The sequence below is a fragment of the Kribbella sp. NBC_00359 genome, from assembly GCF_036097425.1.
In the GTDB taxonomy this organism is placed as follows: domain Bacteria; phylum Actinomycetota; class Actinomycetes; order Propionibacteriales; family Kribbellaceae; genus Kribbella.
Map to the genome: position 1 here is coordinate 6744149 of NZ_CP107975.1, position 14700 is coordinate 6758848.

The 14700-nt window shown below is 66.4% G+C and carries 16 protein-coding genes and 3 pseudogenes; 7 read left to right on the plus strand and 12 right to left on the minus strand.

Annotated elements, in window-relative coordinates; translation table 11 throughout:
- Positions 1-65 precede the first annotated feature (65 nt).
- The 4 genes from OG876_RS32765 (at position 66) to OG876_RS32780 (ending at position 2845) form a co-directional block, all read left to right on the plus strand.
- Complete coding sequence (locus tag OG876_RS32765) at positions 66-710, plus strand: Crp/Fnr family transcriptional regulator (protein ID WP_328520548.1); 645 nt, start codon at positions 66-68, stop codon at positions 708-710.
- Positions 711-1315: 605 nt separating this feature from the next.
- A complete protein-coding gene (locus OG876_RS32770; RefSeq protein WP_328520549.1) occupies positions 1316-1870 on the plus strand; it encodes a sigma-70 family RNA polymerase sigma factor in 555 nt (184 codons plus the stop codon).
- Between the two features lie 35 nt (positions 1871-1905).
- Complete coding sequence (locus OG876_RS32775; RefSeq protein ID WP_328520550.1) at positions 1906-2100, plus strand: hypothetical protein; 195 nt, start codon at positions 1906-1908, stop codon at positions 2098-2100.
- A 523-nt stretch (positions 2101-2623) separates the two neighbouring features.
- Complete coding sequence (locus tag OG876_RS32780; RefSeq protein ID WP_328520551.1) at positions 2624-2845, plus strand: hypothetical protein; 222 nt, start codon at positions 2624-2626, stop codon at positions 2843-2845.
- 208 nt (positions 2846-3053) lie between these two features.
- Here the strand turns inward: OG876_RS32780 and OG876_RS32785 are convergent, their stop codons facing one another.
- From OG876_RS32785 to OG876_RS32810, 6 genes are all read right to left on the minus strand, one after another.
- Positions 3054-3293 (minus strand): IS3 family transposase, encoded by a 240-nt coding sequence (locus OG876_RS32785; RefSeq protein WP_328520552.1) that lies wholly within the window; start codon positions 3291-3293, stop codon positions 3054-3056.
- A gap of 58 nt (positions 3294-3351) precedes the next feature.
- Positions 3352-3954, minus strand: a complete 603-nt coding sequence (locus OG876_RS32790) for an IS3 family transposase (RefSeq protein WP_328520553.1) — start codon at positions 3952-3954, stop codon at positions 3352-3354.
- Between the two features lie 39 nt (positions 3955-3993).
- Positions 3994-4206 carry a hypothetical protein gene (locus tag OG876_RS32795; RefSeq protein ID WP_328520554.1) on the minus strand — a complete coding sequence of 71 codons (213 nt, stop codon included), beginning with the start codon at positions 4204-4206 and terminating at the stop codon, positions 3994-3996.
- Positions 4203-5033, minus strand: coding sequence for an IS110 family transposase (locus OG876_RS32800; protein WP_442914196.1), 831 nt, complete (start codon positions 5031-5033; stop codon positions 4203-4205). Before OG876_RS32800 ends, OG876_RS32795 begins: the two co-directional genes overlap by 4 nt.
- A 225-nt stretch (positions 5034-5258) precedes the next feature.
- On the minus strand, positions 5259-5567 hold the full coding sequence (locus OG876_RS32805; protein WP_328520556.1) for a transposase: 309 nt from the start codon (positions 5565-5567) through the stop codon (positions 5259-5261).
- A gap of 672 nt (positions 5568-6239) precedes the next feature.
- On the minus strand, positions 6240-6893 hold the full coding sequence (locus OG876_RS32810; protein WP_328520557.1) for a Crp/Fnr family transcriptional regulator: 654 nt from the start codon (positions 6891-6893) through the stop codon (positions 6240-6242).
- Between the two features lie 154 nt (positions 6894-7047).
- On the opposite strand from OG876_RS32810, the gene OG876_RS32815 reads away from it, so the two are divergent.
- The 3 genes from OG876_RS32815 to OG876_RS32825 all read left to right on the plus strand — a co-directional run bounded on the left by OG876_RS32815 (position 7048) and on the right by OG876_RS32825 (position 8667).
- Positions 7048-7359 carry a transposase gene (locus OG876_RS32815; protein WP_328520558.1) on the plus strand — a complete coding sequence of 104 codons (312 nt, stop codon included), beginning with the start codon at positions 7048-7050 and terminating at the stop codon, positions 7357-7359.
- Entirely contained in the window at positions 7356-8255 is a 900-nt protein-coding gene (locus OG876_RS32820; protein ID WP_328518669.1) for an IS3 family transposase, read from the plus strand. The genes OG876_RS32815 and OG876_RS32820 overlap by 4 nt, the downstream gene beginning before the upstream one ends.
- A 172-nt stretch (positions 8256-8427) precedes the next feature.
- The gene (locus OG876_RS32825; protein WP_328520559.1) at positions 8428-8667 is read left to right on the plus strand and encodes a hypothetical protein; all 240 of its coding nucleotides are present in this window, start codon (positions 8428-8430) and stop codon (positions 8665-8667) included.
- A 545-nt stretch (positions 8668-9212) separates the two neighbouring features.
- Here the strand turns inward: OG876_RS32825 and OG876_RS44145 are convergent.
- From OG876_RS44145 to OG876_RS32850, 6 genes and pseudogenes are all read right to left on the minus strand, one after another.
- Positions 9213-9871 (minus strand): annotated as a pseudogene (locus OG876_RS44145) (transposase).
- A 179-nt stretch (positions 9872-10050) separates the two neighbouring features.
- Positions 10051-10515, minus strand: a pseudogene (locus OG876_RS44150) (IS110 family transposase); the annotation flags it as partial.
- Between the two features lie 312 nt (positions 10516-10827).
- A pseudogene (locus tag OG876_RS32835) lies at positions 10828-11488 on the minus strand (helix-turn-helix domain-containing protein); the annotation flags it as partial.
- A gap of 731 nt (positions 11489-12219) precedes the next feature.
- A complete protein-coding gene (locus OG876_RS32840; protein WP_328520561.1) occupies positions 12220-12954 on the minus strand; it encodes an SDR family NAD(P)-dependent oxidoreductase in 735 nt (244 codons plus the stop codon).
- The gene (locus OG876_RS32845) at positions 12951-13463 is read right to left on the minus strand and encodes a hypothetical protein (protein WP_328520562.1); all 513 of its coding nucleotides are present in this window, start codon (positions 13461-13463) and stop codon (positions 12951-12953) included. The genes OG876_RS32840 and OG876_RS32845 overlap by 4 nt, the downstream gene beginning before the upstream one ends.
- A complete protein-coding gene (locus tag OG876_RS32850) occupies positions 13460-14692 on the minus strand; it encodes a 1-acyl-sn-glycerol-3-phosphate acyltransferase (protein ID WP_328520563.1) in 1233 nt (410 codons plus the stop codon). Before OG876_RS32850 ends, OG876_RS32845 begins: the two co-directional genes overlap by 4 nt.
- Positions 14693-14700 lie beyond the last annotated feature (8 nt).

Below are 14700 nucleotides of genomic sequence, written 5' to 3' on the forward strand. Positions count from 1 at the left end.
CGACGCCATACAGGACTCATCATCGCTCCTCGTTCGGTGTGCTTCACTGAAACATGGAATGGCCCTTGCTCGCGGCACTGAGCGCCTCCGAAAGACAGGAGCTCCTGGCGGCTGCGTGGGCACGCAATTTTCGTCGGAACGAAGTGGTCTGTCGCGCGGGTGACCCGGCTGACTCGCTCCACCTGGTCGAGTCCGGCCATCTTGCGGTCCGGGGCAGCCTTGCCTCCGGCGCCACTGCGACGATAAACATCCTTTCTGCAGGTGACTACTTCGGAGAGCTTGCCCTGCTCCGCGACGACAGGCGACGTACGGCGACGGTGGTGGCAATCGAGCCGAGTCGCACCCTGTCCATCGCCGCGACGACCTTCACTCGGCTGCGCGCCAATAACCCTTTGGTGGAACGAGCCCTCTCCATCCTCCTCGCCGACCGAGTCGACCAACTGAGCAGGCGGCTGCTGGAGATGATGTACCTCAGCCTCGACCGCCGCATATACAGACGTCTCATCGAGCTCGCGATCTCGTATGGAGCCGTTGACAACCGAGCCAGCATCCCGCTGAGCCAGGCAAGCCTCGCCGATCTGGTCGGGGCGACGAGACCTTCGGTCAACCAGGTGCTGCGCCGTCTCGCACGCCAACGCCTCGTGTCTGTACACCGCGGTCGCATCGATCTGCTCGACATCGCCGCGCTGTCAGGCCGTTGCGGAGACTAGGCACGTTGCGGGCGGCTGGCGGGACCAAACGTCAGTTGTCGTCGTAGTCGTGCGAGGCGTGGTACTCATAACTCATGACGTCTCCTTTCTCGCGGAACGAGGACGTCGGGATGTGGACCGGCGCGGTTCGATAATGGACCTCACACTTCAGATCGAGACAACGCAACCCAGATACCTGCCCGCACCCAGAGCGCCCGCCTTCGTTATGTCGTGGGCACGTCTCTGGCTGTGTCGGCCAGCGAGCAGATCGCGAGCACGCCGCGCCTGACAATCTGTCCATGGAACTTCCACTCGCATCGGTGTCCGACCGAGAACGACGTGAACCATCTCGGTCCATGACCAGATCCACCGCGACCGGGCTCTCCGATTGGCCGGCGAACCGTCTCGCGGAGCCGCGCGGCCGGGTGCCCGCGGCGGTCGAACCCTGCAAGACTGCTGTTGTCGCCAGTCCACCGGAGTCCTGGCCCGGTCGGTGCTCGGACGAGGAAGCCTGCGCGACCTCCGAGCGGCCAGCTGACGCGGAGATGCCCCGGCATGATGTCTCCGGAGCCTCCGTCGTCGAACTCGTATCCAGAGCACGACAAGGACAGCACGACGCGTGGACCATGGTCTTCGAGCGCTACGAGACCCTGGTGCGCTCCATCACGCGCACGTATCGCTTGCCCGTCGCCGATATGGAAGACGTCAGCCAGACGGTGTGGCTGAAGCTCCTCGAGCACATCGACGAACTGCGGGCGCCGGCGGCACTTCCGGGCTGGATTGCCGCCACCACAGCGAAGGTTTGCAGAAGCGAGGTGAACCTGCGGAACCGCGCGATCACTGTGGACCCGCTCTCACCCACCGAGGCCGAGCACTCGAGGTGGCGGCTGCTGACCAGCGCTCCTGAAGATGCCGAGCCCGGCGATGACGTGCTGCGCAACGAGGTCCGCCGTGCCATCAAGGACGGCCTCGCTGAGCTGCCGCCGAAACAGCGACACTTCCTGCTGCTCCTCATGGCCGACCCTCCGGTGCCGTACGCCCAGATCGGTCGCTGGTTCGGTATGCCCATCGGCAGCATCGGCCCCACCCGGGCGCGCTGCCTGAACAAGCTTCGGCGCACTGCGGCAGTTCGCAGGCTGATCGATCCGGACGCGGTCGACGACGCCGGAATGGCGGCTTAGGACTATTCCCTCACAACGATGAGCAACCGAAGGAGATGACCACTGTGTCAACCGCAACTATTCGCGACTGGAGAGGCATCAAGCACCACCCGAGCCAGTACTCGACCGCCGAGCTGATCGGCGTGCTGACCTGCGCGCAGCACACGCACGAACAGGTGGCCCAGTTCATCGAGAAGGTTGAAGCCGAGCTCGCACTGCGCGGTGCAGGCCCAGAGCCTTCTGCAGCATGATCGGACTTTCAAGGCGACTTGGCCCGGGTTGGCCGAACCTCTTGTGTGAACTTCCACTACGCACTGATCGCAGACCCTCGAGATCAGAGGTGCGCCGTCGATGTCGATCCTGCTCCCGCCACAGATCCGACCTCCTGCCCCTGCCGCGGCGTCGAGGCGCCTGGAGAGGATTCCGCTCATTCGGCACCTCGCGCACTACGACCACCGCGTCCCCGGTTCGTTGCCTGTCGACAAACTGTCAGCGCCTCGCCACTGAGGCGATCCACGGAACGACGCGACTATCCGAATCCCGCACCGCACCGAACCACCGCAGAATCTGGATGAACGAAACGCCGACCGGATAGCTGCGACGGCAGTCGCTCACTAGCTTCAAGCGCAGGCAACACCACAAGAGGTGAGTTCCATGCGGCAGATCCAGATCCGTCGACGGCCGCTGAACAGGCGGAGGACAACCAAGGCCCTCGATCTTCGAACCCCATCAGGCCGGCAACTGCCGTACTGACCTCACCAGAATGCACGACGAATGAAGCTCAGACTGCACATCCACCACGAATACCTGGGCGGCTGGTGCGCCGACATCGACGACGACCACGACCGCCAACCAGACGACCCGTATTGGTGTGTCAACCGATGGCCGACCTTGCAAGATGCCCTCACGGCCGGCTGCCGGCAACTGGCCACCCTCACCGCGGCCCAGCAAAACACGCTCCCCCGCCTAAGCGGCCAGTTCGAGTCCGCTGCGTGACCTCAGACCCTGGCCAAACACCAGCGGCCCGAGCCAAGTTGCGTTCGATGTCGTGGAGTTGGTGAGCTGCTGCAGCCGGATCCATCGTGTGGCAAAGCCGGAAGTGATGCAGTGACCTCAAAGCCACCACACGCATGAATGGGATTGACCCGTTTCGAAGGACAGGGTGGGTTGACCCGTTTCGACGGACAGGGTCGATGTGAGGTGGTCAGGCTACCTGCTCGGCCGTGACCGTGATGGTGGATTCGTAGTGTGTGGGGCTGAGGTAGCCGAGGGTGGAGTGGCGTCGGCGGGTGTTGTACCAGCCCTCGATGTAGTCGAAGATCGCGCTAGTGGCGGCCTTGCGGGTGGGCCAGGTGCGGCGGTGGATGAGTTCGGTCTTCACGGTCGCGAAGAAGGACTCGGCGACCGCGTTGTCCCAGCACTGACCCTTGCGGCCGACCGACAATCGGACACTGAGATCCCTTGCCAGGTTGGCGAACTGGGCCGAGGTGTACTGACCGGATTCAATCGGAGTGGAACACCACATCGGCTGCTGGCCGGCGCCGATTCACCGCGTCGGTGAGCGCCTCGGCGACCAGGTCGGTGCGCAGATGATCGGCGGTCGCCCAGCCGACCACCCGCCGCGAGGCGAGATCGATCACGGTGGCCAGGTAGAGCCACCCTTCCCAGGTGTGGCTGTAGGTGATGTCGCCACACCAGCGGCGGTCCAACTGGCCGGGTCGGTCGGGGTCGATACCGAAGTCGCGGCCGATCAGATCCGGGCGGGTGCTCGCGCCCGGGTCAGGGATCGTCGCCTTCTTCCAGCGTCTCGGGATCCGGCCGTGGCGTTCGGCGGCTCGCATCAGCCGCACCACCCGCTTGCGGGAACACCGCTCGCCTTGAGCTCGGAGCTCACGGTGGACCCGCGGCGAGCCGTAGGTCAGGCGAGACTCGTCGTGGATCTCGACGGTCTTGCCGGTCAGGACGGCGTCGCGCTGCACACGGCGGGACGGTCGGCTGGCGCGGTCGGCGTAATCGGCGGAACGGGAGACCTGCAGCAACTCACATGCCCGCTTCACGCTGTGGTCGCCTCGCTTCTCCGCCTTGATGAACGGGTAACAGTTCACCGGGTCTCCTTGATGCTCCTATGTCAAGCGGTTCACTGGTCAGGCCGCGATGGCCACCCGCGGCGTGGTCTGGGTGTCGTGTTGCTGGTCGGTGCGCAGGGCGGTGAAGACGGTGTCGAACAGCCGGCGGCGCAGCAGCCGCAGGGCGGCGGTCTTGTCCTTGCCGCGGGTTTCCTGTTTGGCGAGGTAGGTGTGTCCGGGGCCGATGCCGCGGGCCTGGGTGACCGCGATCATGTGCAGGGCACAGTTCATCGCCCGGTTGCCGCCGTGGTTGAGCCGGACCTTGCCCTTGCTGGCGCCAGACCAGACCAGACCGGGACGGGCGCGGTGCCGGTGAAGCGGGCGAACGCGTCCTTGCCCCGGAACCGGTGCAAGCCTGCGGTTTCGCCGATGATCACCGCGGCCGAGAGCACCCGGCATCCCGGGATGTCCAGCAGGCTTGGAGCGATGGCACGTACCAGCGTGCGCAGTTCGGCCTCGAGCGGGTTGATCTGGTGGTTCAGCTCGTCGCACCGGCTCAGCAGGCTGCGGGCCAGGCGCGCGACCACACCGTCGAATCGGTCCAGCTCCACGAGCAGCTCGGCGACGACACCGTGGCGCTTGAGACCACGGGAGGGGATCTGCAGGTCGGGGTCGAGTTCGTGCAGATACCAGCGGATCTGCGAGGCGATCCGGGTGCGCTGGCCGACCAGGTCATGGCGGTGGTCCGACAACAGCTTCACCTCCCGTGCCGGGCCGTCCAGCGCAGCGACCGGAAGGTCCGGGTGGCGCAGCGCGGCCACCGCGACCGCCTCTGCGTCGATCGGGTCGGACTTGCCCGGCTGTCTGGCCGAGCGGCGGGCGCCGGCCATCAGCCTGGGGGGAACCCGCACGACCCGGCGGCCGGCGGCGAGCAGGTCTGCCTCCAGGCGACGGGTCAGATGCCGACAGTCCTCGAGTGCGAAGGTGACGCCGTCGAACTGCGCCGACCAGCGGACCAGCTCCAGATGGCCCTCGCTGTTGGTGCGGACGGTCTTCACGCCCAGGCGCCGACCGACGTCGTCGACCGCGACGACAGTATGGGGTCCGCTTATGGGAATCGGTACCGATCATGACCATGCCGAGGCAGCTCCTGACGCTGACGGAAACGACGGATCCCGGATCGCGCGGAGGCGGGCACGCCTCAATCGAGCACGATGGCAGGCTCTTATCAAGCCACGCTCCCCACGCGTCCTGGGCGCCCGGCGGAGCCGCACATCGAGGACAAGCCATCGACACATGGGCGAGGCAACGAAGAAACGAGCGAACCCCACCGGGCACCAAGATCATGGCATTGACGCGAAGGAAGCCGTGGCCCGCTTGAGGATCTCGACGTCCTCCCGGAGCCGGCGGTTCTCCCGCCGCAACTGCGCGAGCTCGTCTTTCTCGCTCGTGGTCAACCCGCCGTCACCGGTGCCGGCGTCGCGTTCGGCCTGCCGCAGCCACTCCCGCACCGCGGTCTCGGTCAGATCGAAGTCCTTCGCGACCTGACCAACCGACCGGTCACCGCGCTGGCACAGCTCGACGATCTCGGCCTTGAACTCGGACGTGAACGAACGACGAGGCTGCGGCTTCTTCTTGCCCATGGACTCCATGATGAACATCCTTCCGGAGCACAAGCTCCTGAACTCGGATGTCCGTCAAAACGGGTCAGGCCCATGAACGACTTCGTCGACGATGTCGCGAGTACGGCCGCGTTCGACATCTTCGACGACGGATCCCTTCCGTCAGGCAAGTCTCGATCCCGGCTCGCTGACAGTCCTCCTGCTGCTCTTCGGCGACAGGCATTGGCTCCTTGGGGCCATCATGTTCCCGCCCTCAGAGCCTAGGCGTCCCTCACGGTTGGCGTACCGAGCCACCGGACCTCGACGAGGTTCCCACGTTCCAGATGCGCAAGACCCGGCCGGGGGAGGGTGCCGCCTAGACCCGTAGGCGGTGTTCCCCGGCCGATCAGATGCTCCGACCCGCCGCCTGCCGCTTCGCAGCTGGCTAAACCCCGGTCCCGCTCCATCTGTCCGGGATTCACCTTGACGAGGTGTGTCGGCGGTGTCGCCGAGGAGGTAGTCCGGCTAGGTGTTCGTTGACCCGTCCCAGACCAGGCGTGCGTCGGTGGAAACGTCGAGCTGCGAGGCCTCGGGGCAGAAGCCAAGTGGCCCGTGTTCCATCCGAGGGGTGGCAGAGGAGCGGATGGTCGGGCAGGTACCACTAGATAATCGGTGCAGGCGGCTTCGACTGCCTATGTGCCGATCGATGAGCCGCGGCCGCACTCACTTCGCGCGGCGGGCCAGCGTCACCGGATCCTCGATGCGCACCCGGCCCCGATCCAGTGTGATCAGTCCCGAGGTCGCGGCGCTGCGGAGGGTCTGGTTCGTCGTCGCTCTTGTGCTACCCGCGAGGCCGGCCAGTGTCTCCTGGGTGAGCGGGATAACGGTGCCCCGCGAGCCGTCGCCATAAATCCGGCTCAGCTCGAGGACCTGTCGGAGCACGCGCTTCCCGACCGGAACGTAGCGCGCCTCGATCAGGCGCATGTCCAGTTGGCGTATGTATCCGGCAAGCAGGTCGACCAGGAAGCGGTCGACTCCGGGAAATTCGTGCCGTAGCCTCGTGAACTGGTCCCGGGCTAGTACAAGTGTCTCGACCGAGTCGAGTGCAGCCACCGTGGCCGCGCGCGGCTGATCGCTGGATAGGAGCGCCAGCTCACCAAAGGTCGAGCCGGACCCGAGCACCGCCAGGATGGCGGTGTCGCCCATGGGAGTAGTCACGCGGACGCAGACGTGTCCGGTGATTAGAAGATACAGCGTTTCGGCAGGATCACCCTCGTGGAAGACGACCTCGTTCCGGGTGAAACGGCGACGGTTGCCAGCCCGAATCAACCGGGTCCGGGTGTCCTGATCGAGGGCGTCGAGAACTGGGATGCTCACCCTCTCAGTGTCGAGACGTACAGGCTGCGACGCCAGTCACGGCTCCAACGTAATCCTCTTCTAGACGCTATGACGTGACGCCATCGTGGTTGGGCCTGACCCGTTTTGACGGACATCCGAGATCAGGAGCTGGTGCTCCGGAAGGATGTTCATCATGGAGTCTATGGGCAAGAAGAAGCCGCGGCCTCGGCGTTCGTTCACGTCCGAGTTCAAGGCCGAGATCGTGGAGTTGTGTCAGCGCGGTGACCGGTCGGTGGGTCAGGTCGCGAAGGACTTCGACCTGACCGAGACCGCGGTGCGGGAGTGGCTGCGGCAGGCCGAACGCGATGCCGGCACCGGTGATGGCGGGTTGACCACGAGCGAGAAGGACGAGCTGGCGGCGTTGCGGCGGGAGAACCGCCGGCTCCGGGAGGATGTCGAGATCCTCAAGCGGGCGACGGCTTTCTTCGTGAAGGAGACCCGGTGAACTGTTACCCGTTCATCGAGGCGGAGAAGCGAGGCGACCACAGCGTGAAGCGGGCGTGTGAGTTGCTGCAGGTCTCTCGTTCCGCCTACTACGCCGACCGCACCGGCGGCCCCTCGGTGCGCGCGCAGCGCGACGCCGTCCTGACCGCAAAGATCGTCGAGATCCACGACGAGTCCCGCCTGACCTACGGCTCGCCGCGGGTCCACCGCGAACTCCGAGCTCAAGGTGAGAGATGTTCCCGCAAGCGGGTGGTGCGGCTGATGCGAGCCGCCGACCTCCATCGCCGGATCCCGAGACGCTCGAAGAAGACGACGATCCCTGACCCGGGCGCCACCACCAGACCGGACCTGATCGGCCGCGACTTCGGCATCGACCCCGACCACCCCGGCCAGCTGGACCGCCGCTGGTGTGGCGACATCACCTACATCCAGACCTGGGAAGGTTGGCTCTACCTGGCCACCGTGATCGACCTCGCCTCGCGGCGGGTGGTCGGCTGGGCGACAGCCGATCATCTGCGCACCGGCCTGGTCGCCGAGGCGCTCACCGACGCGGTGAATCGGCGCCGGCCGGCGCCCGATGTGCTGTTCCACTCCGATCGCGGCTGCCAATACACCTCGGCCCAGTTCGCCAACCTGGCCAGGGATCTCGGTGTCAGACTGTCAGTCGGCCGCAAGGGCCAATGCTGGGACAACGCGGTCGCCGAATCCTTCTTCGCCACCCTGAAAACCGAACTCATCCACCGCCGCACCTGGCCCACCCGCAAGGCCGCCAGCAGCGCGATCTTCGACTACATCGAGGGCTGGTACAACACCCGCCGACGCCACTCGACCCTCGGCTACCTCAGCCCCGCCACCTTCGAATCAACCCAACCCACCACCCTCGAACAGGTAGCCTGAACCGACCTCACACCAACCGTGTCCGTCGAACCGGGTCAACCCCAGGTGGCGGGGTTGCGGGCCGGGGCATCACTCACAACATTCGTGGGTACCGAGTAGCGGCTGCCTGCTCGGCCTATCCGACATTTGTGGAGGCCCCGGTGTTTACTGAGCGTACGAGTGTGGGCTGGATGTGCACGCCCGGTCGGTCGCGGCCGCGGCGATCGACAGCGTGATCGGCGAGCTGGTGCAGGCGAGGCTGACGGCGTCTGCTGAGCACATTCGGTCGTGGCTGCGGGACTTGCCGGGGCCGGTGGCGGTGGCTTACGAGGCTGTTCGACCGGGGTCGGGCTGGCTGGCCAGAGCATTGATCGCGGCGGGAGTGCGGTATGAGGTCGTCGCGCCGAGCATGCTGCAGCGTCTGGCGGGGTGATCGGGTCAAGACCGACGCCAAGGACGCGGCTCACCTGGCCCGGCTGTTGCGGATGGACGAGTTCAGGCCGGTGTCGGTCCCGATGGTGGAACAAGAGACGGCGCGCGACCTGGTCCGCGCCCGCGCAGACCTGATGCGGCCCGGCACCGGCTGTTCAAGCTCTTGCTGCCCGAAGGCATCGTCTACTCCGGTGGCCATGCGTGGACCGATGCCCATGATGCGTGGCTGCGACGCGTTCGGTTCGACTCGGCGGTGCTGCGGTTGACGTTCGAGTCCGACTACGACGCCGTACTCGCGATCCAGGCACGCCGGCACGGCCTCGATACCGCGATCGAGGCGATGGCCGCGGACTCACAGCTCACACCCTTGGTGCGGCGGCTGGGATGCCTGCGCCGGGGTCGGCGCCCTGACCGGGTTGGCGCTGGCGGTGGAGATCAGCGACTGGCAGCGGTTCACCGGCAACAACATCGCACCGCCCGCGGCCCGTGCCCGCGGTGATGCCGGCAACCGCCGCCTGCAGCCCGCTGGAACGTCGTCCGGGCCTGTCACAAACGGCACTTGGTCGCCACGTCGCCATCTCCACGAACCGGCCTCGTCGACCACCCGGCCCCGCACACCGAGACAGGCCCTTCACCTCGATGGAGCACGTTGTGACTCCTTGCTCGCCCAGGTGGGCTGCTCATTGCTGGTTCAACGTCGCGGAGCCGGTAGGGCGTCTGGTTGTTCCAGCAGGCGACCACCCTGGTGAGCAGGGTGGTCGCGATGCGGCAGAGCGCGGAGTTGTGGTGCTTGCCGGTCTCGACCATGACGCGGTGGTATTTGGCTGCCAGCGTCGGATCGAGGCGTCGGGCTTGGTTGGCGCTGATGAATAGGGCTTCGCGGAGTAGGGCGTCGCCGCGCTTGGTGGGTCCACCGTGCCGGCCAGAAACTCCAGAGGAGTCCAGGGAAGGACCAGGCCACTGAACGAGCGGGCGGCGGCCAGGGAGGAGAACCTGGTGGCGTCACCGAGCCGACCGAGGATGACCGCGCTAGTGACTGCGCCGATGCCGGGGCGGAGGAGACGATGCCTTGCGGGTCGCGCTCGCGGACCAAGACGGCGATACGTTCGTCGAGTTCCTTGATCTCCTCGGTCAATGCCAGAGCCAGGCGAGCCTCGACCGCGATGTCCTCGGCGAGGTCGGGGAAGGAGATGTCCTCGTCCCACAGTTGGAGGCTGGCGCGTGCGGCGGCCCCACGGGAGTGGCGGCGGAAGAAGCGGGTGAGCCGGGCCCGACCGAGGCGACGCACGGTATGGGGGTCGGCGTATCCGGCGGCCAGGAACCGCAGGGGCGTGTTGTTGCCTAGGCCGGCGGAGAATGCGGCATGCCAGTCTGGTGCGAGGATCTCCAGCAGTGCGTCGAGGCGGGCCAAGCTAGTGGTGCGGCGCTTGACGAGTGTGGAGTGCAGCTTGGTCGTCCGACGTAGCGGGTCGCCAGGCCCCAGACCTCGTTCCGGGTGCAGCCCTTCGGGGTGCAGCATCGGGAGCCGCGCCAGGAGCACCGAATCCAACCGGTCGCTCTTGGTGTGCTTGGTGTAGTAGGCACGCAGGTCGGCGGACCGCTCCGCGGAAACCAGCACGACGTGAGCACCCTTGCGGCGGAGCCAGGCCGCCAGCGGAACCCACGCGTTGCGGGTCGGTTCCATCACGATGGTGAGCTCACTGGGCTCGCTGCCCGCGGGGAGCCGCTCCCACAGCTGATCCAGCTCGGTTGCCGTGGTCCGGAATCGGTATCCAGACCAGACAAGCTCGCCGCGTTCGTCGGCCAGGCTGGCCTGGTGCGGCGCGCGCACGGCGATGTCGATTCCCATCCGGAGGATCACTGCGGGCTCCCTTGGTCGCTCGGACTGGCTGCCGGCGGCCAACGGCCGTGGGAGGTCGATCCGCACCAGACATTCGCTAACAGGGATCCCCACGAGCAGGCGTGGCAGTGGGGTCGCCAGGTTCCTAACATGGCATCTTGAGCCTCCGGCGTTGGGCCCCGCCCGCCAGCAGGATCAACAGGCAAGGAGTCGCAGTGCGCTCCACTCGGACAAGCAACGTTGATGGGCAGGTGCCGGACGACCCCGATCCTCCGCGCCCGTCGACACGAAGGCCCGGATTGTCGCCTACCCAGATCGAATGTCGGACAGGACTCGTTCGATGGTGGTGATGCCGCGGTTGGCGAACCAGGCGACTGAGGCGCGGAGCACGACGGTTGCGGTGGCTGCGGTTTCATCATCGTGGATTTCGGCGTAGGCGACGCGTGCGTGGTCGTCGATGACGGTGTGGACGTAGGCGGTGCCTATCTTGTTATTGAGTGGCGGTTGGCTGGTTTGTCGAGGGGCGGCCCGGTTGCGGTGGCCTTCCCGCCCACGTAGCGCCAGCCGCCGCCGTCGGGGATGTTGCCGAGCTTCTTCACATCGACGTGGAGCATCGCGCCGGGGTGGGGTGTGTTCGGTAGCGGCGGATCGGTTCGCCGGTGATCCGGTCCAGGTGCGACAGCCGGTTCAGGCGGCACCTGCGCAGTGCGGCGTGCACGGTCGAGGCTGCCAGGCCGAGGTGGTCGCCGATGCCGACCGGTCCGAGGCGTCTGCGGCGGCGCAGGATCACGGTCCGGCGGACCAGGCGTGTAGGTGTTCGGTTGGGCTGGCGATCTGGGCGCGACGACCGGTCTGTCATGCCGGCCAGGCCGTGGTCGCGGTATCGGTCGGTCCACCGTTTCGCGGTCGGCCAGGACAGGTCGAATCGTTCGGCCGCCCGGGCGATGGGCCAGCCGTCGTCGATCACCAGATTGATGCTCAGGGCTGGTTCAACCCTTTACGCACCTGAATCAGCGAGCACTACGCATAGCTAGATGTACTGACCAGGCACGTTGATCGAGATCGTGTGACAACACGAAGTGAATGTGTTTGACGGGTGAAGACCTCCCGGCGTGGACGCGCGAGCCGCAAATGGGCGCGCGGGGTCAAGGCAGCGTTAGCGCAGGGAAACGAAGACCTCCCGGTCGTTGGAGCCGGTCCTAGGCGGCTCCATCGGTCCGTCGCCGGTACGGGGCTCCATCCGACTGTGGCTCGCCACTATGAGGACCGGCTCCGCCTGGAGCGACGGGTCCAGGTGGAGTGGACCTCCATCGGGGTCAGGTCCACCAGCTGGGGTGGCGAGCCTGACGCGCTAGTACTGTCGGAGGTTGACCTCGACAACGGATCCATCGTCGCGCACAACTGCCGGAAGCGCTCAACACACAGAGCTTCACCAACAGTGGCTGGCGATGGACTCCCAGGAAGTATGCAGTTTCGGCGGCGCCCGTCAGATGTGCACTGCTCGCAGATTGGGACTCGTCGATGACGCGCGCCACAAATAGGCTGTAGGTCCAAGGTGCCCGCGGCCGTCCACGTGCCTCCAGTATGGCCGGGGGTACATTACACCGGCCTCCCGTCCACGAGGAACGGCCCGGGCAAACTGGAAACGACCACCTCTCCGCCTGGTCCACGGCTGCGAGTTGTGCGCCATTGCTGGTGGACACTTTGGCCTCCTCAGAAGGCGAGGCCTCCGTTGGCCGCGACCACCTCCCCGTTGATGTAGTTGCCAGCCGGGGTCGCCAGAAACGAGATCAGCCGCGCGACGTCGGCGGCCCGACCCATCCCGGAGAGCAGCCGCGAGAGTTTGACCTCCTTGGTCGCCGCAGGAATGGCGTCTGCCAGGCCGCAGTCGAGCAGTCCTGGCGCCACGACAGCAGTGCGGATGTTCTGCGCGGCGTACTCCTGGGCCACGGATCGCGCGAGCGCCTCAATTGCACCCTTGCTGGCCGCATAGTTGGCTTGTCCTGCGTTTCCCAGTGCTGCGACGACCGAGGAGACGTAGATGATTCGCCCGCGTCTTCTGCCGATCATGCGGCGGACCGCGTACTTGGTCGCCAAGAACGCCCCGCCGACGTTGACCCACATTACTTCATAGAAGTCCTCGGAAGACATGCTCACCAGCAGCCCGTCCCGGGCTATAGCGGCGTTGTGTACCAACACCTCCACACCGCCCATCGTCTCAGCGGCGGCGATGACGGCTCGCGCTCCATCATCCGTCGCGATGTCCGCGGTGACCACGACAAGGCGTCCGGGATGGACGACGGCCAATTCTTTGAGCAGGCTGGCATCGGACCTGGCGTTGGCGATGACGATCGCACCTTCCTCAAGGAGCGTCTTGGTGATCTCGAGGCCGAGTCCGCGGCCGGCACCCGTGACGGCGACGACTCGCTCGGCGTGGACGAAATTCATTCCGGCACCGGCTCGCGTCCGGAGCGCATTGCTCGCACGAGAGATCGCATTAGCGGGTCGGTCAACACGCGGTCCGTCCGCGTCCAGTAGGCGAACTGCATGTTGTCGCTCTCGAAGCCCTGGTCAACCAGGAACGGGGGGAGCAGCGCCGTCGGCGTGCCCGCAACCTTGGTGCGCGCCGCGTCGGCGAACAGCAGACCGCGCCTGCGTTGGTGAGCCGGTAGCCAATCGAAGAAAGGTGCCTGGAGCTCGAGGTACTCCTCGTCCTCGGCGACGACGACCACGGCCCTGCGGGACGGCACCTCGGTCTTGAGCGCCATCACAGGCGCCGAGTCGTTGATCACGACTAGGGTCAATCCCTTGCAGGCCCAGTGCGACCGCAGTCGGCACTGATCGGCCGCGTCTGGCCAGACCGAGTCGAGGGTCCACGACGTGCCTGAACCCCGCCATCGCATCCGCTGGCTTCCCTCGACGACGACGGCGACGCCGTCGATCAACCGCATGTTCATCGTGCCGCCCTCCGACGTGGTTGATGGACCGGGACTCGGTCCTGCGCTGTGTGCGTGCCCGGGGCGTCCATCCTCAGACGCTGGGCCAGGGCCACCGCTCGCGGGCGGCGATGCTCCTCCGGCGATCCTGCTTCTGTCGCTGCCAGCAGTAGGCGAACGGCCGCCTCGGCCTCGGCGCGCAGTCCCGCCCGAAGGCACGTCTCCGCGAGCGGGGCGAGATAGCGGCTGTCGCCGGGTACTTGACGGACGGCCTCCCGGAAGTGGTTGAGCGCAGCGTCGAGGTCCCCGCCGAGGAACCTGGGCAGCGTCGCCTGACACGACCCGAGCACGTAGTTGGCCATCGGATCCGATGGTCGGCGAGCGACGAGGGTCCGCGCGCGACGGCGCAGCCTCAACCCCCTGACTATTCGGCTCGGCGCCTTGGCGGCGATCGCATGATGACCGGCGATCCTGAGCCGTTGCAGAGAGACGTCGAAGTCGTGTTTGTCGCGTGACCCCAGTCTCAGCAGGGTGTCGAGCCGACGAAGTTCCGCGTGCGATAGTCCCGTCTTGCTGTCCCGGCGCAGCCGGTCGATCCGTCCGGCCACCAGGTCGGTCACGGTTGGCGTGCGCAGGTTTGTTCGGTCGCGGGCTCGATCGACGAGCCGCGCCACCGATCGTTCACCCTCTTCAAGCACGGCGCGGACCCGGGCCGTGCCAGGCAGGTCGAGGCGAGGGTCGAGCGGCGGGCCAAAGACGAGTCGAGCCTTGCCTCTGCGTGGCCAGCGGGCTCCCTTCGGGAGCAGGTCGGCCGTCCCCGCGATGCCGACCGGAATCACAGGAACGCCCTCACGCAAGGCGATATAGAAGGCGCCGGGGTGGAACGGCAAAAGCGAGTCGCCGCTACCCCTCGTCCCTTCCGGGTAGACGCACAAGACGTTGCCCGAGCGCAGGATCTCTGCCGAAGCCCGCAAGGTCGATGGAGTCAATTGCTCCCGATCCACGGGGATGGCCCCGACAGCCTCGTGCCAGATCCGGGACACGGGCTTCGAGAAACTCTCCTTCTTGGTGAGGAAGTAAATGTCATCGCCTCGTACTGCGTGGAGCGCAGTCTCTATTAATGGGTGGTCGAGGAAACTGGCGTGATTCGCCACGACGACGCAGCCGCCGGTGACGGGCACGTGCTCCAGGCCCGAGACGGCGTCGAGTCGGGGCTCGCTCACGAAGCGGCGACTGACCACCGCAGACATTGCGCGCA